This is a genomic window from Marinovum sedimenti (genome assembly GCF_054052205.1).
In genome coordinates this window covers 1,495,033-1,516,801 of sequence record NZ_CM133223.1, presented here as the reverse complement: position 1 = coordinate 1,516,801, position 21,769 = coordinate 1,495,033, and the positions used below count along the sequence as shown (strand labels likewise).

The window sequence follows — 21,769 nt, the reverse complement described above, 5'->3', positions numbered from 1 at the left end:
CCGGGGCGGCGTGCGGGGCGTTTTGGGGAAACATGCGGGCGATTGCGCGCGCGGGGTTTCGTATTGACGAAACGGCGCGCCATTCCCGCCGCAAGCTCGCGCCAAAATGTCGGATTCACCTGTGGGCGCGGCGCATTGACGCGGTATGCAGGGCGCAATCAACGGGAGTGAGACGATGGCCTTTAAATCCGACATTGAAATTGCACGGGAAGCCAACAAAAAGCCGATACAAGAGATCGGAGCCAAGCTCGGCATCGGTGCCGAGCATCTGCTGCCCTATGGCCACGACAAGGCCAAGGTGAGCCAGGACTTCATCACCTCGGTTCAGGGCAACAAGACCGGCAAGCTGATCCTTGTGACCGCGATCAACCCGACGCCGGCGGGTGAGGGCAAGACCACCACCACTGTCGGCCTGGGGGATGGGCTTAACCGTATCGGCAAGAAGGCGGCGATCTGTATCCGCGAGGCCTCGCTTGGGCCGAACTTTGGCATGAAGGGCGGCGCTGCGGGAGGCGGCTATGCTCAGGTGGTGCCGATGGAGGATATGAACCTTCACTTCACCGGCGATTTCCACGCCATCACCACCGCGCACAATTTGCTGTCGGCGATGATCGACAACCATATGTACTGGGGCAACGCTCTGGAAATCGACCCGCGCCGGGTGGTGTGGCGCCGGGCTTTGGACATGAACGACCGGGCGCTGCGCGATGTGGTGACCTCGCTTGGCGGTGTGGCCAACGGCTATCCGCGCCAGACCGGGTTTGACATCACCGTGGCCTCCGAAGTCATGGCGATCCTCTGCCTTGCCACCTCGCTGGGCGATCTGGAGAAGCGGCTGGGCGATATCATCGTCGCCTACACCCGCGACCGCACGCCGATCACCTGCCGCGATATCAAGGCCGATGGCGCGATGACCGTGCTGCTTAAGGACGCGATGCAGCCCAATCTGGTGCAGACGCTGGAGAACAACCCGGCCTTTGTGCACGGCGGCCCGTTTGCCAATATCGCCCACGGCTGCAATTCGGTCATGGCGACCTCGACTGCGCTGAAAGTGGCGGATTACGTGGTGACAGAGGCCGGTTTTGGGGCCGATCTTGGGGCCGAGAAGTTCATGAACATCAAGTGCCGCAAGGCGGGCCTCGCGCCCGATTGTGTGGTGCTGGTGGCGACCTGCCGCGCGATGAAGATGAACGGCGGCGTGGCCAAGGCTGATCTTGGGCCGGAAAACGTGGCGGCGATCAAGAAGGGCTGTGCCAACCTTGGCCGCCATATCCAGAACGTGAAAAGCTTTGGCGTGCCGGTTGTGGTGGCGATCAACCACTTTGTCACCGACACAGATGCCGAGGTGGAGGCGGTCAAGGCCTATGTGAAGACCCAAGGCTCTGAGGCGATCCTGTGCCAGCACTGGGCCAAGGGGTCGGAAGGCACCGAGGCGCTGGCGAAACGTGTGGCTGAGATTGCCGACAGCGGGGTTGCACAATTCGCACCGCTTTATGGCGATGACTTGCCGCTGTTTGAAAAGATCGAGACGATTGCCAAATCGATCTATCGCGCCGACGAGGTGCTGGCCGACAAGAAGATCCGCGATCAGCTGCACGCTTGGGAGGAGGCGGGATACGGCAATCTTCCGGTCTGTATGGCCAAGACGCAGTACAGTTTCTCGACCGACCCGAACCTGCGCGGCGCGCCCACCGGCCATTCGGTGCCGGTGCGCGAAGTGCGGCTGTCGGCGGGGGCGGGGTTTGTTGTGGTGATCTGCGGCGAGATCATGACCATGCCGGGCCTGCCGTCGGTGCCGGCTTCTGAAAATGTTCGGCTGAATGAGGCTGGTCAAGTCGAAGGATTGTTCTAAAACGGGGGCGGAGCGCCGGGGCATCGAGCCCCGGCGCTCCGGTCGCCGCTGACGCGGCTCCTGCCTCCGGCGGGGATATTTTAAAGCCGAAGAAGATGAAGTGGGCGAGACATGAGTGCGACGACTATTGATGGCAAAGCCTTTGCCGCCAAAATGCGCGGCGAGGTGGCAACACAGGTGGCGCGGCTGAAAGAAGAGCACGGTATCATGCCGGGGCTGGCCGTTGTTCTGGTGGGCGAAGATCCGGCGAGCCAGGTTTATGTGCGCTCGAAAGGCAAGCAGACCGTCGAAGTCGGGATGAACTCTTACGAGCACAAACGCGACACCTCGATCACGCAGGATGCGCTTTTGGCGCTGATCGATGATCTGAACAACGATCCCAAAGTCCATGGTATCCTTGTGCAATTGCCGTTGCCCGATCACCTTGACGAGGATCTGGTGATCAATGCGATCGACCCGGCGAAGGATGTCGACGGCTTCCATATCTCGAACGTTGGTCTGTTGGGCACCGGTCAGAACAGCATGGTGCCCTGCACGCCCCTGGGCTGTCTGATGATGCTGCGCGACCACCACGGCAGCCTGTCGGGGATGAATGCGGTGGTGATTGGCCGCTCGAATATTGTTGGCAAACCGATGGCGCAGCTTTTGCTGGGCGACAGCTGCACCGTGACCATCGCGCACAGCCGGACCAAGGACATTCAGGAGGTGACCCGCCGCGCCGATATCGTTGTGGCCGCCGTGGGCCGCGCCGAGATGGTGACCGGCGACTGGATCAAACCGGGCGCCACGGTCATCGACGTGGGCATCAACCGGATCGATGCGCCTGAAAAGGGCGAGGGCAAGACCCGGCTGGTGGGCGATTGCCATTTCGACAGCTGCTCTGAGGTGGCGGGGGCGATCACGCCGGTGCCGGGCGGGGTCGGCCCGATGACCATTGCCTGCCTGCTGGCCAATACGCTGACCGCCTGTTGCCGGGCCAATGGGCTGGAGGCACCGCAGGGGCTGACCGCTTAGGCAGGCCGTTCAGACCGGGATCATCGTGCCTTGCAGCAGGGCGATCTCGGTCTCTTTTCCGCCGTCCAGCGCCCAAACCGAGGCGCGCACCACCACAAGTCTGCGGCCCGCTTTGATCACCTCGCCGCAAGCGCGCAGGCTTTGGCCACGGGCCGGGGCCAGCAGGTTGATCTTGATCTCCGCCGTCAGCACCTCGGCCCCCTCGGGCATCAACGACAGCGCGGCGTACCCCGCCGCGGTATCCCCCAGCGAAAACGTCAGGCCGGCGTGGCCAAAGCCGTGTTGCTGGCGCGCAGAGGCGCTGATTGGCGCGCAGATCTTCACTTTGCCCGGTGCCATCTCGTCGATCGTCGCGCCAAAGGTTGCCATCAAGCTTTGCCGCGCAAAACTGTCATTCAGATCACGAATTTTTTCAGGGCTCAGCTGCATTTTTTTCCGCTACCTGTTGGGGTTGTACCTTACACCCTGCCGCAGAGTGCGATAGTTTTTCAAGGCGCTTTAGATTTGACATAAGGGCTGTGCGTTTCTCAAAATGAAAAGCATTACTGATACATTTAAACGAAATTTCGCTTTCCGAGATATTCAGCGCGATATTACAACGCGTCTCGGCCGAATCTTGAAATCCCCTCTGTCGCTGGCGATTTTCGTCGGGTTGACGGCTGTGGCCATCGTGGCCGAACCCTTTGGCACACAAGGGGCGCTGGGTCTGGTGCCACGCGCGCTGTATTGGGCCGTGGTTGTCGGCTGCTCGATCTTTGCCGGGGCGGTGATTGACGAAGTCTCGATCTGGCTGTCGCGGCCTTTTTCGGCCTGGCTGGCGATTTTGATTGGCACGGGTTTGATGACGCTGGTCTATTCGCCCTTCGTTTTTCTGATATCGCAGGTGTTCTTTACGGGCGATGCGCCGCGTGCGTCGAAGTTTACCGAGACGATGGCCTATGTCTTTGTGCCGACGCTGACGGTGTTCCTTGTTGTGCACACGCTGCGCCCGCATTTGCGCCCGGCTGAGGAGGAGGAGACCGAGGATCCGTCCGAGGCGACCCCTCTTGCCGAGGCCCCGCGCCTGACCAATCGGCTGGTTGCGCCGACGGGCAATATCTATCGCGTGTCGGCCAACGATCATCTGACCGAAGTGGCCACCAGCGACGGCGCGGAACAGATTAGGATGCGGTTTGCCGATGCGGTGATCGAGATGGATCCGGTGCCGGGATGCCACGTGCATCGCTCTCACTGGGTGGTGCTTGATGCCATCTCGGACTTGGTGCGTAAGGAAGGCAAGATATTGATACGGTTGAAAAATGGCGACGAGCTGCCGGTTAGCCGAACCTACCGACCGGGTCTTGAGGCGGTGCGGCCCGACCTTTTCTGATGCATCGGCACGGCGAGCGCTCGCGCGCCTGTCAGGATCGCCAAGGCCCGCGGTGACATCAGCCCCGACAGCGCCGGATCGTCACAGCGCAACCCGCCGGTATAGGTGCCAAACGCGGGCATGATCAGGCGGGCCTCATCGACCAGAAAGCAGGGGCGGGAGGCGGATCGCAGTCGCAGCTTGGGGTGGTAATGCCCCGAAATCTCGGCGGTGCCGTCTGCGGTGGCGATATGGCGAAAGGTCAGCCCAAGGTGGCTGAACTGTGCCAAATGCGCCCCGGCCAGCGCCACCGGGCCGGGATCGTGATTGCCCTCGATCCAGATCCAGCGCCGCCCGGCCTGAAGCCGGGTGATCCAGTCGCGCGCACTGTCGCTTAAATCGTCAAACGCTTGCAGATCGTCAAAGCTGTCACCCAGACACAGCACGCTGTGCGCCTCGGTGGCGTGGATTTCCGCCTCAAGCCGCGCCAGCGTGTCCTGCACATCATAGGGCGGCAGTTGGACCGCACTGCGCCGCGCCTGCCGGGCGGATTTGCCGAGATGCAGGTCCGACACGCAAAGCACCCCCTCAGCAGGCCAAAACAGCGCCCCGGACGGGCGGGCAACAAGGCTGTGGCCCGCGAAGGTAAAGGCGTAGGTGTTCATGGATTGTTCATCGCGCATCCGCGCGGCGCGCGCAAGATGTCAGAGCGTATCAAGCCCGGCCTCTGCCATCAGCGCATTGGCTTCATCCTGCAACAGCCGCTCGCGCGCCGCACCTTGAATCGGCACCTTGCCGACCTCAAGCAGCATCGGCGCGGCCAAGGGCGTGACACGTTCCAACCGCCGCAAATCAATCCGGCCCGCAACCCGCTCGGCCATTTCGCGGATGCGGGCGAAATCCACCAGCCCGCGCATCGCCTCGGTCCGGGTGATCCGCATCAACAGGTGGTCGGGGTCGTATTTCAGCAGGGTGTCATAGAGGATATCGCTGGAAAACGTCGCCTGTCGCCCGGATTTCTTGCTGCCCGGCATGTTGCGATTGATCAGCCCGGCGATGGTGGCGCTGGCGCGAAAGGTGCGTTTCATCACCGCGTTCCCGGCCAACCAGCCATCAAGCCCGGCCTCAAGCGTATCAATGTCAAACAGCGGCGCAGGGTCGGTCAGCGGCTGGAGCCCCCAGATCAGCGTGGCGTAATCGGTCGCGACAAAACCGAGCGGATCAAGACCCAGTTCCTCCATCCGCTTGGTGATCAACAGCCCCAGCGTCTGTTGGGCGTTGCGCCCGGCAAAGCCATAGATACAGGCGTGTTCGCGCCCATCATGCGGAAAACTCTCGATCAAGAGCCGACCCTTTTGCGGCAACTGGCTGACCTCGCGGTGCAGGTGCAGCCAGTCGCGGGTGTGATCCGGCAGATAGGGCCAATCGGCCTCGGCAAACATCGCCAGAATGCGCTGGCTCAGTTGGGTCGAGGTGGCGAATTTGGTGCCGCCAAAGGTGGCGATCTTGGGCTTTTTCGCCGCGTCCCGCGTAACCTCGACCACGGTTTCGCGCAGCCCGTCATAGCGCACGATCTGGCCGCCGATCAGAAAGGTATCGCCGGGGGTGAGGGTGGCGGCAAAGGCCTCTTCGACCTCGCCAAGCGGCTTGCCACCGCGGCCCTTAAAGCGCACTTTCAACAGGTCGGTGTCCTGAATGGTGCCGATGTTCATCCGGATCAATCGCGCCGCGCGCGGGTCGCGCAGCCGCCACAGCCCGTCCTCGCCTTGCTTGAGCCGCTGCCACTGGTCGTAAGCCCGCAGCGCATAGCCGCCGGTGGCGCAAAAATCGAGGCAATCGTCAAATTCCGCCCGCGTCAGCCCGGCATACGGTCCGGCGCTGCGCATCTCGGCATAGAGATCTTCGGCGGCAAAGGGCGCCGAACAAGCGGAAATCAGGATATGCTGACACAGCACGTCCAGCGGCCCCGGTCCGCGCGGATCGCCATCCAACTCATGCGCCTCTGCGGCCTGCAGCGCGGCGTGACATTCCACCACCTCAAAGCGATTGGCCGGCACCAGCCGTGCCTTGGACGGCGCATTGTAGCGGTGATTGGCCCGCCCGATCCGCTGGATCAGCCGCTTGACGTTTTTCGGCGCGCCGACCTGAATGACAAGGTCGACATCGCCCCAGTCAATCCCAAGATCGAGGCTGCCGGTGCAGACAATCGCCCGCAAGTCGCCCCGCACCATCGCCGCCTCAACCCGCTCGCGCTGGGTCCGGTCAAGGCTGCCGTGGTGGATGCCGATGGGCAGGCTGTCGTCATTGGCAAGCCACAGATTGTGAAAGAAAATCTCGGCCTGCGCGCGGGTGTTGTGAAAGATCAGCGCGGTGCGATGGGCCTTCACCGCCGCCAGCACCTGCGGAATGGCAAAGACAGCGCCGCCCCCGGCCCAAGGCGGCGCATCGGGCAGATCGAGCATGGCAATGTCCGGGTTGGGCCCGGTATCAGCCTCGATGATGGTGCAGGGATCGGGGTGGCGGGCCAACAGGTGGGCAATCGCCTCGGGGTCTTCGACCGTGGCTGAAAGCCCAACACGCCGCAGGCCCGGGCAAAGCTTTTGCAACCGCGCCAGCGCCAGCATCAACTGATCGCCGCGTTTGCTTTCCGCCAGCGCATGGATCTCATCAACGATAACCCGCTGCAATCCTTTGAAAATCCGCGGCGCGTCTTCATACGACGTCATCAGCGCGAGACTCTCTGGCGTGGTCAGCAGGATATGCGGCGGGTCGGCGCGCTGGCGTCGCTTTTGGGTGTAAGAGGTGTCACCGGTCCGATCCTCGATCCGGATCGGCAGGCCCATCTCCGTCACCGGCCCGGTCAGGTTGCGCTTGATGTCCGCCGCAAGCGCCTTCAAGGGCGAGACGTAAAGCGTGTGCAGACCCATGTCCGCCCCGTCTGCCAATTCCGCCAGCGAGGGCAGAAATCCGGCCATCGTCTTGCCGCCACCGGTGGGCGCGATCAGTAAAACCGCTGGCTCAGCGCTCCGCGCCACCATCATCTGTTGATGCGGATGTATCTGCCAGTTGCGGGCGGCAAACCAGTCGGTGATGGCGGGGGGCAAAGTCTCCATCCAGAAAACCTAGTGCGGCACGCCAGATTTCAAAAGCCAACCCCCTGCTTCTTCTGTTTGAAAATACCTCGGGGGAGTCCTGCAAGGACGGGGGCAGAGCCCCCAAGCCCCCCTTAGCCTCACTTCACGATCTTCTCGTCTTTGACGAACATGTTGGCCCAGGCCCGGTCGATGTAGTCCGGCGTCATCCGGGGCGCGACCCCCTCAAAGGCGCAGATCGACAGGATCTGATCGATCAGGAACACCGGCTGATAGTTGGCGTAAACATTTTTGATCGTCGGATATTTCTGCTGCAACAGGTGGATAAGGCTCGCCTCGTCCAACGGCAGGCCCTTTTTCTTGGCCACCAATGCAAAAATCTTCAGGAAATCCTTCTGCTCCGGCCCGTCAATCTTGATCTTGAAAAAGATCCGCCGCAGCGCCGCTTGGTCAAAGATTTCATTGGGGTGGAAGTTGGTCGAAAACACCACCAGCGTGTCGAACGGCACTTCGAACTTCTCACCCGATTGCAGCGCAAGGATATCGCGGCTCTCTTCCAGCGGCACAATCCAGCGGTTGACCAGCGCTTGCGGCGGCTCTTCCTGACGGCCAAGGTCGTCGACGATGAAAATCCCGCCCGAGGATTTCAGCTGCAAAGGCGCCTGATAGGTGCGCGCGGTCGGGTTATAGACCAGATCGAGCATCTTCAGCGAAAGTTCACCCCCCGTCACAACCGTCGGCCGCTCGCAGCGCACATATCGGGTGTCATAACGGTTGCCAGAGCGGCGCAGCTGGGTCGGATCGTCCTCTTGGGTTTCGGCGGCGGAATGCACGATCGGATCGTAAACCGTGATCACCTGACCGGCGTATTCAATCGCGCGCGGCACAAAGATCTTGTCGCCCATCGCCTTGCGAATGCCATTGGAAATCGAGGATTTGCCGTTGCCCGGCGGGCCATACATCAAGATCGAGCGCCCGGCCGACACCGCCGGCCCGAGTTGATCCATCAGCGAGGGCGGCAGGATCAGATCGCCCATCGCCGCGGTCAACTGCTGCCGGGTGATCTGAATATTGCGGATCGATTGGCGTTTGACCTGTTCCTGATAGACCGCCAGCGGCACCGGCATCGCACCAAAATATTCGGACTGCGCCAGCGCATCGAGCGAACGCGCCTTGCCCGCATCGGTCAGCTCATAGCCCATTTCGTTGCCAGAGTTGGCGTTAAGCGTGCCCGTCGCCTGCAAAAACTTCTGGCTGCGCGCCAGGTCGACCAATTCTTGTGTCACCGGCAGCGGCAGGCAAATGCTGCGGGCAATGTCGGTCACGATATCAAGGTTCGCGCGGAACATCGTTTTGAGCAGAATGTCCCGCATCATCGTGATCGGCAGGGCCATTTCCTCCATCCGCTTGGGGGCGGGCGGGGCGGTGACATTTCCAACAACCGCGTTCATGGCAGATACCTTTTCTGGCGCAGGGCCACTGTGGCCGACAGAGGTTCAGAATTCATGAAGCACATCGCCGTCAACTCCCGAAAATTGCACCAAGCATCAGATAAAGCGCCAAGGTGCCGCCCAGTGCCAGCCCCATCGGAAAATCGCTGCCGGTTTCCCAGCTTTCCCAATTTGGGGCCATCCGGCGCAGCGGAGTATACTTTGCCAACCTGTGCGCCGCGAAGGCCCCCAAAAGGGTAGCAGCCAGGAGCATGAGCAGGAAAACGAAATCGCCGGGATGGATAAACGGCGCGGCGGCGGCGGCAAATTTCGCATCACCCGCGCCAACAACGCCGCTGGCGTTTAACACGATGCCCAAAAGCAGCATGATCCCCAGTTGCAAGAACCGCCAAGGATACTCCGCGAGGGGCACAGCGATCAGCCCAACCAGCACGAAAACCGCCAACAAGGTGAGAACCGCCTTGTTGGGGATTTTCATCGCGCGCATGTCGGACCAGCAGACATAGATGCAAATCGGCACCACGAAAGGCAGAAACCAAAGGGCGGACCAAGTGGTGACAGAGAGGCTCATGGATCAGTTCGCCGTGTTGTTTTCCAGGGCATTCAAAGAGCGGACAGCCGCTTCGAAGTATTGCGGATGGGTCTCGACCGCGTCGCGGAACAGGCCTTTGCCGGTCTCGACATCGCCGCGTTTCACCGCCGACAGCCCAAGCGTATACAGCAGTTCGGCCCGCTCTTGCTGGCTCATCGGAACGACGGGCAGGGTGTAGTTGCCCTGCGCGCCGCGGGCGAGCACCAGATTGTTCTTGGCGGTGAACAGGTCGCTGTCTTGGCGGATCGCTTGGGTAAACATCTTTTCCGCGCCGGCATAATCGCCACGGCTCAGCTTGGAATAACCCCAGTTGTTCATCACGCCCGAGGGCGTTGTCGTCAGGCCAATGGCAACCTCGTAAAAGCTGTCGGCCTTTTTCCATTCCTTGTTGCTGTCGGCGATCATCGCCTCAAGCCGGTAACGTTTGAAGGTTTCATGCGTCGGCGGCACGCTGTCGAGCACGGTTTCGGCCTCTTTCCACTGATCGTTGCGGATATGGGCGTCGGCAAGCTGCACCTTGTCGTCTTCGGTGGTGTCTTTGTGCGCAATCACCTTTTTCCAGACCGAGACGGCCTCGGTCGGGCGCTTGGCCCGGATCAGCGAAACGGCAAGGCCGCGCAAAAGATCGATCCGGTCGGGTTTGGACCCGCTTGCGCGCTGAAAATAGCTCACCGCTTCGTTGGGATCAGAATTGTTAAGCATCACCTCGTTGAGGTTGCTTTCATCGATCACGTTGATGTCTTGCAGCTTGCGGTCGACAGCGTTCTTGTCGATCTCTTTTTCACAGGCAGCCAAGCCCAGCACAGCAGCCAGACTGACGCACACGAGGATAGGGTGGCGCATTTTTGCGTCCTTTTCTGCTCTTGCCTCTATTGCGCGGTTCGGATCAGATAATCGGAACTGCCCCGCCGCACCAATTTGTATTCTTGTTGTTGCTCAGTATCATACTGCACATCGTCCAATTTTGCGAGTGCTAACCTCAGGTTGTCCCGGATGGCATCGCTTTGGCCGTTGTCGATGGCATAGGCGCGGTGGAAGACCTGAGAGGCCTCAGCGGTTTTGCCGCGTTCCATCAGCACCACGCCCAGATTGTTCCAGACTTCGGGCCAGTTCTCTTCTTTCTTGACCGCCCGGCGCAGCAGCGTTTCCGATTGTCCCAACCGGCCAAGCGCCAGATTTGCGGTGCCGAGCGCCGACAGTACTTCGGCATCATCAAGACCACGCTCAAGCGCGGCGCGGTTGAAGGCGGTCAGCGCCAGTTCGTATTCCTTTGACGCCAACAGCCGGTGCCCGACCAAAAGCTGATCCACCGCTTCGGCGCGGCGGTCGACCTGCGGCGCATAAGGCGAATTGCGATCACGCGAAAAGCCGTCCTGCGAACAGGCGGCTAGAAATAGGGTAAAGGCCAGAAGACCGGCGGTTTTGGAAAGCTCCACCTGCTTGCCTGCTCTTATATTGCCTCGGGTTGTGCCGATGTCGTGCCCGATGGGCCGCCCAGCTTGGAAGCAAGCCTAGCGCAAGCAAATGCGGTAGCGGTATCTCTCAGAAGGGTAGGGCGTGAAATAACGCCGGTATCGTTGCGAATTTGTCGATCCGCGAACCGATCTGTGTACAGATCGGCACCGATCCATGATGGATCGGCGCCCTCGATGAACAGCTGGGCGGTTATTGCCCCAGCGAGCCGAGCTGCATGATGCCGTTCGCCGACGGCCCGACCAGAATGATCAACAGCGGCGGCACCGTAAGGCCCATCGTCACCAGCGTCATTTTTGTGGGCAGTTTGTTGGCCTTTTCCTCGGCCTTCATCACCCGCTTGTCGCGCATTTCGCCGGCATAGACGCGCAGCGCCTCGGCGATGGATGTCCCGAACACTTGGGCCTGGATCAGCACGGTCACGAAGGACTGAATATCCTGCACGCCACAGCGCTCGCCCATGTCATTGAGAACGCTCGCCTTGTCTTTACCCGCTTTGATTTCGTGGCTGACCACCTGAAACTCATAGGCCAGTTCGGCATACGACGATTGGATTTCCTTGCTCACGCGCAGGATGGACTGGTCAAGGGATTGGCCCGCTTCGACGCAAACAAGCATCATGTCGAGCGCATCGGGAAAGCCGTCTTCGATCTCTTGATGGCGGGCGTCGGCGCGGCGGGTCACCCAGTATTTCGGCATGTAATACCCGGCGGCACCGGGGCCGAGGATATACATCACCATCTGTTGCGTGGTGGCATTGTCAGCCCCAAGCACGAAATAATAATACGCCAGTCCAAGCCCAAGCGCCGAAACCCCCAGAACCACCTGCGCGGCGTGAAAGAACCGAACAGCATCGCGGCCACGGTAGCCCGCCTGCATCAGCTTTTTGGCGACTTCCGAGTATTCCTCTTCGTCCTGCGGCTCGAGGAAAGAGCCGTATTTGTCGAGCTTTTCGTTGCGTGTGCCCCCCGAGCGCAGAGCCTCGCCCTTGCGGGAGGTTTGCTGCCGGGTCTGGGCCGCCAGTTTCTCCATCGGGTCAGGGCGCTGCCGCATCAGCATCGACACCGCGAGCAGCAAGAGCACCGCCCCCAATCCGCCAACGATGATCACCGGGGCCATGGGGCCAAGCAATTCGAAAAGTTTTCCACCGGGCTCGAACATGTCGTGCTCCTTAAACTTTGATATTCACGAGGAATCGCATGACGATAAGGTTCGCCACGAGAAAACCGAAGACCACAAAACAGGCCGGAATAAAGTAGGGGTGATCGATCACGTCATCGTAGTAATGCGGATCGGTGAGTTGGATGAAGCCGAGGCAGGCGATGGGAAAACCCGAGAGAAACTTGCCCGACCATTTCGCTTCGGCCGTGATCGCCTTGACCCGGCGGAACAAGCGAAACCGGGCGCGGATCACCTTGGACAGACCGGCCAGAACTTCGGCGAGGTTACCCCCCGATTGCTGCTGGATCGTCACGGCGACGGCGAGAAAGCGCAAATCCTGCATATCCAGACGGGCCGACATTTCGCCAAGCGCTTCGCCGACGTCACGGCCATACGCCGCCTCGTCCGCGATGATGCCAAGCTCGGACCCGAGCGGATCTTTGATCTCTTTCGACACGATGGTCAGCGCAGACGAGAACGGATGGCCCACCCGTAAGGACCGCACGATCAGCTCGATCGCGTCGGGCAATTGCTCTTCGAGCATCGACATCCGCTTGCCGGCTTTGTGATTGACCCAGGTGTAAACCCCACCCACGCCCATGGCGACAGCGGCGCAAATGCGCACGATCAACCCGGTTTCCGTGCCCAGCGTCAGGCCGACAAAGGCCATGAAACTGACGGCGACCATGATCAGGATCAGTTGCGACGGCGTAAAGGCAATCGCGGCCTTCTGGGCCTTGGTGGCCAAAAGGGAATACAGCGGGATTTTGCGCGATTTGACGTGCTGGGTCATCTCCTTGCGGAGTTTTTCCAGCACCTCGTCGCGGCGCACGCCCTTGTCCATCATGTCGAGACGGCGATTGACCCGGCTGTTAAGGCTGATCGACTTGCCAAAAACCGTCAGATAGACGCCTTCCACCAACGCCAGAACGCCGACGAAGATCAGGGCATAGATAATCGGTTCTGCTGAGATCTCCATGATCTACTCCGCGGCAAAGGGTTCAAAGATGGCAGGCGGCAGGTCATAGCCCCAGAGCTTGAAACGCTCGGAATAGTGGCTGCGCACGCCCGTGGCGGTGAAGTGGCCGATGATTTTGTTGTCAGGTGTCAGGCCGACACGCTGGTACCGGAACACCTCTTGCATCGAGATCACTTCGCCTTCCATGCCCGTCACCTCGGTGATGGAAACCATGCGGCGCGAGCCATCCTGCAGGCGCGAGGCCTGCACAATCAGGTTCACAGCGCTGGAAATCTGGCTGCGTACCGCTTTGATCGGCATTTCGATCCCGGCCATCGCAATCATGTTTTCCAGCCGCGACACGCCATCCCGCGCAGAGTTGGCGTGGATGGTGGTCATTGATCCGTCGTGGCCGGTGTTCATCGCCTGCAACATGTCGATGACTTCTTCGCCACGCGTTTCGCCAACGATGATACGGTCGGGCCGCATCCGTAGGGCGTTGCGCAGACAGTCGCGCTGGGACACCGCGCCTTTGCCTTCAACGTTGGGCGGGCGGCTTTCCATCCGGCCCACGTGGGTCTGTTGTAGCTGAAGTTCGGCGGTGTCTTCGATCGTCAGGATGCGCTCACTGTCGTCAATGAACGAGGACAGCGCGTTGAGCGTGGTGGTTTTACCAGAGCCAGTACCGCCCGAAACAATCACATTAAGCCGGCAGGCGACGGCGGCCTGAAGATAGGCGGCCATTTCCTCGGTGAAGGCGCCAAAGGTGACGAGATCGTCAACCGCGAGCTTTTCCTTCTTGAACTTACGAATGGACACCAGCGAGCCGTCGACCGCAATCGGCGGCACCATGGCGTTGAAACGCGAGCCATCGGCAAGACGGGCATCGACATAAGGGTTGCTTTCATCGACGCGGCGGCCAACGGCGGAGACGATCTTGTCGATGATCCGCAACAGGTGCTTTTCATCCTTGAAGGTCACATCGCTCAGCGTCAGCTTGCCGTTGCGTTCGACAAACACCTGTTGCGGGCCGTTTACCAAGATGTCGTTGACAGTATCGTCTTGCAAAAGCGGCTCGAGAGGGCCGAGGCCTTTGACCTCGTTGTACAATTCCTGGATCAGCGTGGCGCGATCCTCACGGTTGAGCACAACGCCCTTTTCGTTCAAAAGCTCCTGACCAATGTCCCCGATCTCGGCCTTGAGATCGGCCTCGGTGGCGTTTTCCAAAGCACCAAGGTTGAGATTGTCGAGCAGCGAACGGTGCAGTTCGAGCTTGAGATCGCCCATCCGCTCTTTGCGTTTAAGCTCTTTGTCAGTGGCCTCAGGGCGCGCTGGCGACGTGGAAACGACCGGGCGGCGCATCGAAATCGGCTTGGCCGGGGCGTCGTCCTTGGCGGGCACCTTGGCGACATTGTCGGCGCGGGCCTTTTCTGTGGCCGGTGCTGCCTTGCGGTATTTGGAAAACATCTGTCTTTATCCTCAGGCTGCTTCAGCCGCGTTGGCACCGACTTCGTGCAATGATTTGGCAAGCTTGGCGATTTCACGACGCAGCGGGTTTTTGGCCGCAGCAGTGGCAAGCGGCAGGCCATGGTCACACGCTTGGACCACCGGTTTGCCACCATCGGGGAATTGTACGTCAATCGCGATGCCCAGGCTTTCGGCCATGCGCTTGACCCGGCTTTTGCCGGTCAGATCGGTAAACTTCGGCGCGCGGTTCAGAAGGAAGCGCAGCTTTTCAAACGGCAGATCCTCGGATTGCAGCGCGCGTTTCAGGCGCAGCGCATTCTGGGCCGAGCGCATGTCGATCTCGAGCATCGAGAAATAGACATGCGACATGGTCAGCACCGTTTCGGACCATTGCACCAGCGTCTTGGGCATGTCGACAATGACGTAATCGAAATGCGCGGTCGCGGTTTTAAGCAGCTTTTCAACGTCTTGCGGCGGCAGGATGTCGAGAGGCAGCATATCGGCGGGCGCGGTCAGCACCTGCATCTTTTCCTCATAATCCATCAGCGCCTGGCTAAAGCTGTCTTCGTCCATGTTTTCAATGTCCGACAGCAGCTCGTACACCGACTCGCGGCGCGGCAGATCAAGGTAGGTGGCAATTGAGCCATATTGCAGATCAAGGTCGATCAAACAGACCTTGGGCGCGTCATCCTTGGAGATTGTCGCCAATTCCCACGCAAGGTTGGCGGCGAATGTGGTCGAGCCGACGCCGCCAGCCAAACCGTGAACCGCGATCAACGCGCCATCGCGGGCCGACCCTTTTTTGAGCTTGACCTTCTTTTCAGGTTGCTCGGGGGTTTCGGTGTCATCGGTTTCGGGCGTGTCGATGTCATGGGCAGTCTCTTGCGGCAGGGCAGGGGCCGCGGCCGGTGCCGATGCACGCACCCGGTCGATGGCGAATTGCAGTTCGCCTTCGGGCAGGGGGTAGGGCACGAATTCATCGGCCCCCTTGCGCATCAGATGGTGCAGCGCGGCGGGCGAAACATCTTCGGTGATCAGGATCACTTTGATCCCGCGACCGGTGGCTTCGGTGATGATGTCGGACAACAACGGCAGATCGGCCTCGTCCTCGGTATCGAGAGCGATGGCAACAAATTCAAGGGATTGCGCATCTTCCTGTGCAAAAAACGGGATCGCTTCCTCAAATCCGAGGTCGCCCCATTGTTCGCCCAAGGCGTTCTCCATGTCTTCGATCAGAAGTTCGAAATCCTGCACATTACGACTTATCGTGCAGGCAACGATGGGGGGGATCTCCATCTCCGTCGTTGTGTCGTCATTCATGGCCTCATTCCTCTACACAAATCCGGTGGCTTTTGAGTGCAACGATTGGCAGGATTCTCCTGTCCGACGTCGTTGCTTGCCTCCTGGACCGAACCACGCTGCATAGACCCAACATGGCACATTTCATTACGAGGAAGGTGCCCAATAAATCAGGCGAGATTGCGGCTAAAAGATCGTCATTTCGCGAATTTGCACCAATCAGGTGAATATTGGGTAAATTGTTGACGGGCTTTGGCGCAAAAAAAAGGGGCGGCAAAGCCGCCCCATTGCCTGCCGAGGTACGAGGTTCGTCAGGAAGAACTGTCGGCGGTGTCGGCTTGGGTGCCGGTTGATACGCCTGTGGTAAAGCTAGAGCCGGCCTCGCCGGAGGTCACGTAGTCGCGGTAAACGACGGCAGCGTAATTGCCATCAAGCAGCATCGGATGCCCGGCCACAAAGCCGGTGACTTCGGTCACGGTCCGCCGATTGCGGCGTTCACGGCCTTCGGTCACGATAATGGGCTGGGCTTCGCCATAGCTCACCACCGCTTCGAGCCGCGAGCGCGAGATGCCCTGTGACACGAGGAAATTAACCACCGCATTGGCGCGTTGTTGGCCGAGTTGACGGTTGTAGCCGTCGCCGCCGACCTTGTCGGTGTGGCCGTAGACGCGGAACCGCACTTCGGGGAAGCGGCGGATCCAGGCGGCCTGTTCGCGCAGGGTATCGATGGCGCCAGCGTCAAGCTGCGCGCTGTTGAAGGCAAAATTGACCGTGGTCAGGACCTCATCGGCAAAGCGTTGGGCCATATTATAGGTCCACTGCTTTTCGCCGGTGTGATAGGCCATGTTGTTCATCGTCGCCACGCCGAACTCGCCGGTATCGATCAACGCCCCGGATTCTCGGTAAAACGAACTTTGCACCGGTCCCTTATTGGGCGAACAACCTGCCAGCGTACCCAGTACGGCGGCGGATGCGATGAGGTATGTCAAACGTGGCTTCTGCATCTGATCAATCCATTACATAGCCATAGGACCCGGTGAAATCCTGTTTGGCAACCTCGGCAACCGGTCCTTTTTTATATGCCGTGTCGCTGGCCACGCGGCCATACAGGAAAAGGTCTTTCTCGGAGGGCGGGCGCACCCGGTCCGTGGGCAGCGCAAGCGCTTCGCCACGGGTGGGGGTCACCAGATGTGGCGTCACGATGATCACCAGTTCCGATTGCTGCCGCGAGTATTCCGCCGACCGGAACAGCGCGCCAAGCACCGGGATGTCACCCAACCACGGCACCTGGCCGTTGAGATCCTTGAAGTCATCCTTGAGCAGCCCGGCAATGGCAAAGCTTTCGCCATCACGCATCTCGACCGTGGTCGTCGCCTCGCGGCGGGTGAAGGCGTCAAGCTGGAAGTCGTTGTTCACAAAGCCGTTTGTCGGGTCGATCGCGGAAACCGCTGTCTTGAGCTCGAGGTTGATGATGTCGCCATCGACAACGCGGGGGATAAAGCTCAGCTCGATACCGAAAGGTTTGAATTCGATCCGGATCAGCCCGTCCTGCGCCGACACCGGCACCGGATATTCGCCACCGGCAAGGAAGGTGGCTTCCTGACCGGACAGAGCCGTCAGGTTCGGTTCGGCCAGCATCCGCACCATGCCCTTGCTTTCGAGCGCTTCCAACAACAGCGCCACTTCGACAGCGCCAAGGTTGAACCCGATAGAGGAGGACAGCTCGTTCGAGGTCGAGCCGGGGATTGTGCCGTCGATGATGCCTTGAAGCGCCGAGTTCCGTGCCGCCTGGCCCGAGCCAAAGCGCACACCGGCGTCGCCGCCAAACAGATCGCCGCCGATGGCTAGCGACGAGGCCAGCGATTTCGACACATTGCGCGACATCTCAGCAAAGCGCACCTTGAGCATCACCTGCTGCACGCCGCCAACGCTCATCAGGTTCGACACCCGCTGCGGCGCATAACGTTCCGCCAGATCGAGCGCGCGCTGCATCTTTTGCATCGACGAGGCGACGCCCGACAGGACGATGCCATTGTCGGCGCTGCGCACTTCGATCTTTTCGCCCGGCATAATCTGGCGCAGGCGTTCCTTGAATTCTGTCAGGTCGAAGGTGACGTGCACATCGACATTGGTGATCAAGCGGCCCGAAGCATCCAACAGCGTGAGCGTTGTCGTCCCGGTGCCTTTGCCAAGCACATAGATCGTGCGGTCGCTGAGCGATGAGATATCGGCAATGGCGGGGTTGGCAATGCTGAGCTCTGCAAAGGGCACATCACTTTCCACAACCACCGCGCGGTTGATCGGCACCGACAGTTTGGACGATGTTCCCTGGCGCACAACACGCAACGTTTCGGCCTGAGCACTTGGTGCAATCGGGCCAGAAGCCAAGACAGCACCCAAAAGGGTCGCCCCTAAAAGCGTCTTAAAATACATGTGACCTGCCTTTCCGATCACGCCTCAATGCGCAGGTCTTATCGCCTGCATTTGTGGGTACTGTGGGGGAAGTCTGGATTTTTTGCAAGAATCAATGGCTTCTGCGGCCCGGTTTATGTGGGTATCTCGCAACAGGGGTGAAAAATGAAACGCCGCATCCCTAGATGCGGCGTTTTGTATCTTGTTGGCCACTGTTTGTGGGGTGGTTCAATTGGTGCAGGGAATCTGGATTTCCACAACATCTGCGCCTTTGCGCGTGCGGATGGTACAGACCTCTTCACGCTCAACCTCTACAACTTTCTGGGCCACCGGGGCCTGAAGGCCGAGCAGGGTCATCTGGTCAACCTCGACCGGACCAACGTCGCTGGTATCGCCAGATCCGACAAGCGCCAGAGACAGGCGGCCTGTCGATTGCGCCTGAGCCAAGGCCGCCACTTGCTGGGGTTTGGCCGAGACAGTCACAGTGCGGGCGATGGTGGTCGCCGTCTTGTCACCATACGCGGATTGGTCGATGGCAATCAGCTTGACGCCGGTTTCGATCAGCTTGGTCACTTCATTCGAGCCGCCCGAGCGTTCATCGCCGCGCTGGCCAACACTGCCGGTCCAATAGACATCGACCCGGTCGCCGGGACGCAGGAAGCCCGAGACCCCCGAGGCCACGTCGACCTTGATCGCAAAGGCGCGCATTCCGGGGCCAAGCCGCGAGGTGATGCCAGCGTCCTGGCCGGGCAGGGTGATCTTGCTGGCAAGGATGGCCTCACCCTTTTCGATGGTGCTCAGGACATAACGGTCTTTGCCAGTCTCTGAAAACAGATCGCCGGTGTCGGTGATTTTAAGGCCGTCTTTGACCGGGCGGGTGCCGGGCTCGGGGTTGGCCTTGATTGTCTCCTTGGTGGCTTCATCCAGCTCGTCCCAAGGCTTGTAATACGGTGTCGCACTGCCTGCCGCGAGGAAGGTGCCGTCGGGCAAAGATACGCGGGGAAACTTGACCACCCGCACGGCGGATTTATCAAGCTTGTCACCATAGTTCATCCGTTTCGTCGCCACGAAGACATCGGTTGTGGCGATCCCTTCAGAGCTTTTCGCTTTGGCCAGGGCCACGCGATAGGAATTTACATAGCCGTTGGCCAGGTAAACCGCGAAGCCGGCCAGCCCGATGCCGAGAATCAGCACCAATCCAAATACCACACGCATGTCGTGCCCCTTTTCCGTTCCAGTTCTTGGTGATCAATGTGCCAAAGGTTTGTGGTCAAACTGTGCCACGTTCCGGGCGTCTGGGTGGCGAATGGCAACAGTTGCGATAAAATCGATTGAGTGTTTCGCCACTGGGTTTTCGCCACTGGCTGCCGGTGTGTGCCCTGGCCCGCGTTCTGATCGTCACGCCATACAGAGTTCCAGCCGTCACAAACGCGACGACCGGCCCGAAGAACGGGCCGGTCGTCGTGATTGGATCCTGTCGCGTGGTGCGGGATCAGAAGTCGTTTTGGCCACCAATTGCGCCTGCGGTGGCGTTGAACAAAGTCGAGGTGTTGGTCTCGATCGAGACATAAGCCACAGTGGCCAACCCGACAATTGCCGCCGTCAAAACAACCCAGTCAACAGTGACTGCGCCGTCTTCTTTCTGGCAAAACTTTTTGAGTAGCTCGGTCATTGCTGACTTTCCTGAATATCGTGCCGTAAAATCGGCGGTTGATCGCATTGGGTTTGCCGGCAGGCCATCCCGGTTTCACGGGCGAGGGCCAAGGGCAGTGTCTCAGCAGCGTGGTGGCGTCGCTTTGGTGGACTCGAAAAAACGTGCAGCGGCACGACAGCTTAGGTCGCGATTTGCGTCACAGGTTCCAAGAGCCTAACCGGACACCCAGGCGCGATTTCTGGGTGTCCGTCTTGGTTTATACAAAACGACAATTAGAAGTCGTTTTGGCCGCCGATTGCGCCGGCAGTGGCGTTGAACAGGGTCGAGGTGTTGGTTTCGATCGCGCCGTAAGCTGCGATGGCCAGACCAACGATGGCTGCGGTCAGAACAACCCAGTCAACAGTCACGGCACCGTTTTCGTCTTGGCGGAATTTGTTGATGAACTTCAGCATGGTAGTACTCCTGGTGTGGCCTACAGGCCTTAAGTTTGATGTGAGCCCTTGCGCAGTGCAAACGCCCGAATTCTCAGATGGTCAGACGACGATTAGAAGTCGTTTTGGCCGCCGATTGCGCCAGCAGTGGCGTTGAACAGTGTCGATGTGTTGGTTTCGATCGCGCCATAGGCTGCGATGGCCAGGCCGACGATGGCTGCGGTCAGAACGACCCAGTCAACTGTCACGGCACCGTTTTCGTCTTGGCGGAAGTTTTTGATGAACTTGATCATGGTATTGGTCTCCGTAGGTCGATTTGCGTTTGCTTAAACCTTGTCGCTTCTGACTAAACCCGCCTCTCACCTCAGGTTCGTCTGACTTGGTATGACGCTAATAAGCCAGCGGATTGGGGCGGCAGTTGGGCGCCAATCGCTCGATTTTGGATATTGATGAGAAGTTAACAGACTTTCTACCTAACCTGATGATTTTAAGCGGAAAATAAGATTGCATTAATATTTGAAAATCATATCACCGGCATAATTTCCGGCAAATATGGCGCCTTTGCCGTTTTTCAACTTCGCAAATCTGGTCAGGCAGGGGGATTTTTGCCAAGCTGGCAACAATAACAGCCCGACAACAGGGCCGAGCAGGTATATCGATGAAGCATCTCGCAATAGCGCTTGCACTGTACAGTGTGATAGCGCCGCCGCCCGCATGGGGCGAAGCGCCGGCCTTTCAGGATTTTGAGGCACGGCGGGTCAAGCCGCCCAAGCCCGGCACCAAAAAGCGCATACTGGTGCAAATCACCGCCCCCGCCCCAAGAGAGGTTGCGCCACCCAAGGCCGCACCTGCCACCGAGGGCGGCAGCGGCGCACCGGCGTATGGCTGGTTCTGGACAACCGTCTCAACCAAGGCCGAGGATCAAAACGCCGGTCGTCTGGACGAGGCGCTGGCCGCATTGGACAACGCGCCCGACAATCAAGCGGTGCGCGCGCCGCGCCTGAGCGATCTGCAATCCCTGGCCTCTGTGCATGGCATTGACCTGCTCAAGGCGACCGTGGGCACACAGGTCAGCCCGGCGCTGGCGCTGGCGGTGATGTCGGTGGAAAGCGGCGGTCGGGTGGATGCGGTGTCATCCGCCGGGGCGCAGGGGCTGATGCAGCTTATGCCCGCCACTGCAGAGCGTTTTGGCGTGACAGATGTGGCCGTGGCCGCCGACAACATCAAAGGCGGGGTGAAGTTCCTCGATCTGCTGATCCGAAAATTCGAAGGCGATCCGGTGCTGGTGCTCGCGGGGTATAATGCGGGCGAAAACTCGATCGGCCAGCATGGCGGTGTGCCGCCCTATTCCGAAACGCGCGACTATGTCCCCAAGGTGCTGGCAGCGTGGAAAGTGGCACAGGGCCTGTGCCGGACGCCGCCCATGTTCATCTCGGATGGCTGCGTGTTTGTCACAATGAACTGACCGGCCTGGTAAGCGCACCCCGATCCATCAATGGATCGGCACCGATCTGTTGACAGATCGGGCCACCGCACGAAAAAGGGCGCAGCCTGTGCCGCGCCCC

General features: G+C 59.9%; 21 protein-coding genes. 4 read left to right on the top strand and 17 right to left on the bottom strand.

Translation table 11 applies throughout. The annotated features are described in order from the left end of the window. Positions 1 to 175 precede the first annotated feature (175 nt). Complete coding sequence (locus ACW9UO_RS07250; RefSeq protein WP_457088295.1) at positions 176 to 1,852, top strand: formate--tetrahydrofolate ligase; 1,677 nt, start codon at positions 176 to 178, stop codon at positions 1,850 to 1,852. A gap of 111 nt (positions 1,853 to 1,963) precedes the next feature. After that, positions 1,964 to 2,866, top strand: a complete 903-nt coding sequence (gene folD / locus ACW9UO_RS07245) for a bifunctional methylenetetrahydrofolate dehydrogenase/methenyltetrahydrofolate cyclohydrolase FolD (RefSeq protein WP_457088294.1) — start codon at positions 1,964 to 1,966, stop codon at positions 2,864 to 2,866. 9 nt (positions 2,867 to 2,875) lie between these two features. On the opposite strand, the gene ACW9UO_RS07240 is transcribed toward folD, so the two are convergent. Next, the gene (locus ACW9UO_RS07240) at positions 2,876 to 3,289 is read right to left on the bottom strand and encodes a PaaI family thioesterase (protein ID WP_457088618.1); all 414 of its coding nucleotides are present in this window, start codon (positions 3,287 to 3,289) and stop codon (positions 2,876 to 2,878) included. A gap of 193 nt (positions 3,290 to 3,482) precedes the next feature. Between ACW9UO_RS07240 and ACW9UO_RS07235 the strand changes: the two genes are divergently transcribed. Further along, entirely contained in the window at positions 3,483 to 4,235 is a 753-nt protein-coding gene (locus ACW9UO_RS07235) for a LytTR family DNA-binding domain-containing protein (RefSeq protein ID WP_457088293.1), read from the top strand. On the opposite strand, the gene pdeM is transcribed toward ACW9UO_RS07235, so the two are convergent. The 16 genes from pdeM to ACW9UO_RS07155 all read right to left on the bottom strand — a co-directional run bounded on the left by pdeM (position 4,193) and on the right by ACW9UO_RS07155 (position 20,497). Beyond that, positions 4,193 to 4,879 carry a ligase-associated DNA damage response endonuclease PdeM gene (gene pdeM / locus ACW9UO_RS07230; RefSeq protein ID WP_457088292.1) on the bottom strand — a complete coding sequence of 229 codons (687 nt, stop codon included), beginning with the start codon at positions 4,877 to 4,879 and terminating at the stop codon, positions 4,193 to 4,195. The two genes, ACW9UO_RS07235 and pdeM, sit on opposite strands and share 43 nt — an antisense overlap. Positions 4,880 to 4,918: 39 nt before the next feature. Then, on the bottom strand, positions 4,919 to 7,327 hold the full coding sequence (locus ACW9UO_RS07225; protein ID WP_457088291.1) for a ligase-associated DNA damage response DEXH box helicase: 2,409 nt from the start codon (positions 7,325 to 7,327) through the stop codon (positions 4,919 to 4,921). 119 nt (positions 7,328 to 7,446) lie between these two features. Next, positions 7,447 to 8,757 (bottom strand): ATPase, encoded by a 1,311-nt coding sequence (locus ACW9UO_RS07220; protein WP_457088290.1) that lies wholly within the window; start codon positions 8,755 to 8,757, stop codon positions 7,447 to 7,449. A 70-nt stretch (positions 8,758 to 8,827) separates the two neighbouring features. Next, positions 8,828 to 9,328: a prepilin peptidase gene (locus tag ACW9UO_RS07215; protein ID WP_457088289.1), complete on the bottom strand. Its 501-nt coding sequence runs from the start codon at positions 9,326 to 9,328 to the stop codon at positions 8,828 to 8,830. 3 nt (positions 9,329 to 9,331) lie between these two features. After that, the gene (locus ACW9UO_RS07210; protein WP_457088288.1) at positions 9,332 to 10,192 is read right to left on the bottom strand and encodes a tetratricopeptide repeat protein; all 861 of its coding nucleotides are present in this window, start codon (positions 10,190 to 10,192) and stop codon (positions 9,332 to 9,334) included. Between the two features lie 26 nt (positions 10,193 to 10,218). Beyond that, the gene (locus ACW9UO_RS07205; protein ID WP_457088287.1) at positions 10,219 to 10,785 is read right to left on the bottom strand and encodes a tetratricopeptide repeat protein; all 567 of its coding nucleotides are present in this window, start codon (positions 10,783 to 10,785) and stop codon (positions 10,219 to 10,221) included. A 229-nt stretch (positions 10,786 to 11,014) separates the two neighbouring features. After that, on the bottom strand, positions 11,015 to 11,983 hold the full coding sequence (locus tag ACW9UO_RS07200; RefSeq protein WP_457088286.1) for a type II secretion system F family protein: 969 nt from the start codon (positions 11,981 to 11,983) through the stop codon (positions 11,015 to 11,017). A 10-nt stretch (positions 11,984 to 11,993) separates the two neighbouring features. After that, a complete protein-coding gene (locus ACW9UO_RS07195) occupies positions 11,994 to 12,962 on the bottom strand; it encodes a type II secretion system F family protein (protein ID WP_457088285.1) in 969 nt (322 codons plus the stop codon). A gap of 3 nt (positions 12,963 to 12,965) precedes the next feature. Continuing rightward, positions 12,966 to 14,408, bottom strand: a complete 1,443-nt coding sequence (locus ACW9UO_RS07190) for a CpaF family protein (protein WP_457088284.1) — start codon at positions 14,406 to 14,408, stop codon at positions 12,966 to 12,968. Between the two features lie 12 nt (positions 14,409 to 14,420). Next, on the bottom strand, positions 14,421 to 15,728 hold the full coding sequence (locus ACW9UO_RS07185; RefSeq protein WP_457088283.1) for an AAA family ATPase: 1,308 nt from the start codon (positions 15,726 to 15,728) through the stop codon (positions 14,421 to 14,423). A gap of 290 nt (positions 15,729 to 16,018) precedes the next feature. After that, positions 16,019 to 16,711 carry an OmpA family protein gene (locus ACW9UO_RS07180; protein ID WP_457088282.1) on the bottom strand — a complete coding sequence of 231 codons (693 nt, stop codon included), beginning with the start codon at positions 16,709 to 16,711 and terminating at the stop codon, positions 16,019 to 16,021. A 4-nt stretch (positions 16,712 to 16,715) separates the two neighbouring features. Then, positions 16,716 to 18,140 (bottom strand): type II and III secretion system protein family protein, encoded by a 1,425-nt coding sequence (locus ACW9UO_RS07175; RefSeq protein ID WP_457088281.1) that lies wholly within the window; start codon positions 18,138 to 18,140, stop codon positions 16,716 to 16,718. Between the two features lie 207 nt (positions 18,141 to 18,347). Further along, complete coding sequence (cpaB, locus tag ACW9UO_RS07170; protein ID WP_457088280.1) at positions 18,348 to 19,334, bottom strand: Flp pilus assembly protein CpaB; 987 nt, start codon at positions 19,332 to 19,334, stop codon at positions 18,348 to 18,350. Between the two features lie 277 nt (positions 19,335 to 19,611). Then, on the bottom strand, positions 19,612 to 19,791 hold the full coding sequence (locus ACW9UO_RS07165; RefSeq protein ID WP_457088279.1) for a Flp family type IVb pilin: 180 nt from the start codon (positions 19,789 to 19,791) through the stop codon (positions 19,612 to 19,614). Positions 19,792 to 20,045: 254 nt separating this feature from the next. Continuing rightward, a complete protein-coding gene (locus tag ACW9UO_RS07160; RefSeq protein ID WP_457088278.1) occupies positions 20,046 to 20,225 on the bottom strand; it encodes a Flp family type IVb pilin in 180 nt (59 codons plus the stop codon). A 92-nt stretch (positions 20,226 to 20,317) separates the two neighbouring features. Beyond that, a complete protein-coding gene (locus ACW9UO_RS07155) occupies positions 20,318 to 20,497 on the bottom strand; it encodes a Flp family type IVb pilin (protein ID WP_457088277.1) in 180 nt (59 codons plus the stop codon). Positions 20,498 to 20,862: 365 nt separating this feature from the next. Here ACW9UO_RS07155 and ACW9UO_RS07150 point away from each other — a divergent pair, with 365 nt between their 5' ends. Further along, complete coding sequence (locus ACW9UO_RS07150; protein ID WP_457088276.1) at positions 20,863 to 21,669, top strand: lytic transglycosylase domain-containing protein; 807 nt, start codon at positions 20,863 to 20,865, stop codon at positions 21,667 to 21,669. The last annotated feature ends 100 nt before the right edge of the window (positions 21,670 to 21,769 follow it).

What these genes read in the sequence shown, in the direction of transcription:
- folD (WP_457088294.1), top strand. Translation starts at nt 1,964, where the DNA reads ATGAGTGCGACGACTATTGATGGCAAAGCCTTTGCCGCCAAAATGCGC.
- ACW9UO_RS07160 (WP_457088278.1), bottom strand. Translation starts at nt 20,225, where the DNA reads ATGCTGAAGTTCATCAACAAATTCCGCCAAGACGAAAACGGTGCCGTG.
- ACW9UO_RS07165 (WP_457088279.1), bottom strand. Translation starts at nt 19,791, where the DNA reads ATGACCGAGCTACTCAAAAAGTTTTGCCAGAAAGAAGACGGCGCAGTC.
- ACW9UO_RS07200 (WP_457088286.1), bottom strand. Translation starts at nt 11,983, where the DNA reads ATGTTCGAGCCCGGTGGAAAACTTTTCGAATTGCTTGGCCCCATGGCC.
- ACW9UO_RS07210 (WP_457088288.1), bottom strand. Translation starts at nt 10,192, where the DNA reads ATGCGCCACCCTATCCTCGTGTGCGTCAGTCTGGCTGCTGTGCTGGGC.
- ACW9UO_RS07215 (WP_457088289.1), bottom strand. Translation starts at nt 9,328, where the DNA reads ATGAGCCTCTCTGTCACCACTTGGTCCGCCCTTTGGTTTCTGCCTTTC.
- ACW9UO_RS07220 (WP_457088290.1), bottom strand. Translation starts at nt 8,757, where the DNA reads ATGAACGCGGTTGTTGGAAATGTCACCGCCCCGCCCGCCCCCAAGCGG.
- pdeM (WP_457088292.1), bottom strand. Translation starts at nt 4,879, where the DNA reads ATGAACACCTACGCCTTTACCTTCGCGGGCCACAGCCTTGTTGCCCGC.
- ACW9UO_RS07225 (WP_457088291.1), bottom strand. Translation starts at nt 7,327, where the DNA reads ATGGAGACTTTGCCCCCCGCCATCACCGACTGGTTTGCCGCCCGCAAC.
- ACW9UO_RS07190 (WP_457088284.1), bottom strand. Translation starts at nt 14,408, where the DNA reads ATGTTTTCCAAATACCGCAAGGCAGCACCGGCCACAGAAAAGGCCCGC.
- ACW9UO_RS07185 (WP_457088283.1), bottom strand. Translation starts at nt 15,728, where the DNA reads ATGAATGACGACACAACGACGGAGATGGAGATCCCCCCCATCGTTGCC.
- cpaB (WP_457088280.1), bottom strand. Translation starts at nt 19,334, where the DNA reads ATGCGTGTGGTATTTGGATTGGTGCTGATTCTCGGCATCGGGCTGGCC.
- ACW9UO_RS07150 (WP_457088276.1), top strand. Translation starts at nt 20,863, where the DNA reads ATGAAGCATCTCGCAATAGCGCTTGCACTGTACAGTGTGATAGCGCCG.
- ACW9UO_RS07175 (WP_457088281.1), bottom strand. Translation starts at nt 18,140, where the DNA reads ATGTATTTTAAGACGCTTTTAGGGGCGACCCTTTTGGGTGCTGTCTTG.
- ACW9UO_RS07250 (WP_457088295.1), top strand. Translation starts at nt 176, where the DNA reads ATGGCCTTTAAATCCGACATTGAAATTGCACGGGAAGCCAACAAAAAG.
- ACW9UO_RS07155 (WP_457088277.1), bottom strand. Translation starts at nt 20,497, where the DNA reads ATGATCAAGTTCATCAAAAACTTCCGCCAAGACGAAAACGGTGCCGTG.
- ACW9UO_RS07195 (WP_457088285.1), bottom strand. Translation starts at nt 12,962, where the DNA reads ATGGAGATCTCAGCAGAACCGATTATCTATGCCCTGATCTTCGTCGGC.
- ACW9UO_RS07180 (WP_457088282.1), bottom strand. Translation starts at nt 16,711, where the DNA reads ATGCAGAAGCCACGTTTGACATACCTCATCGCATCCGCCGCCGTACTG.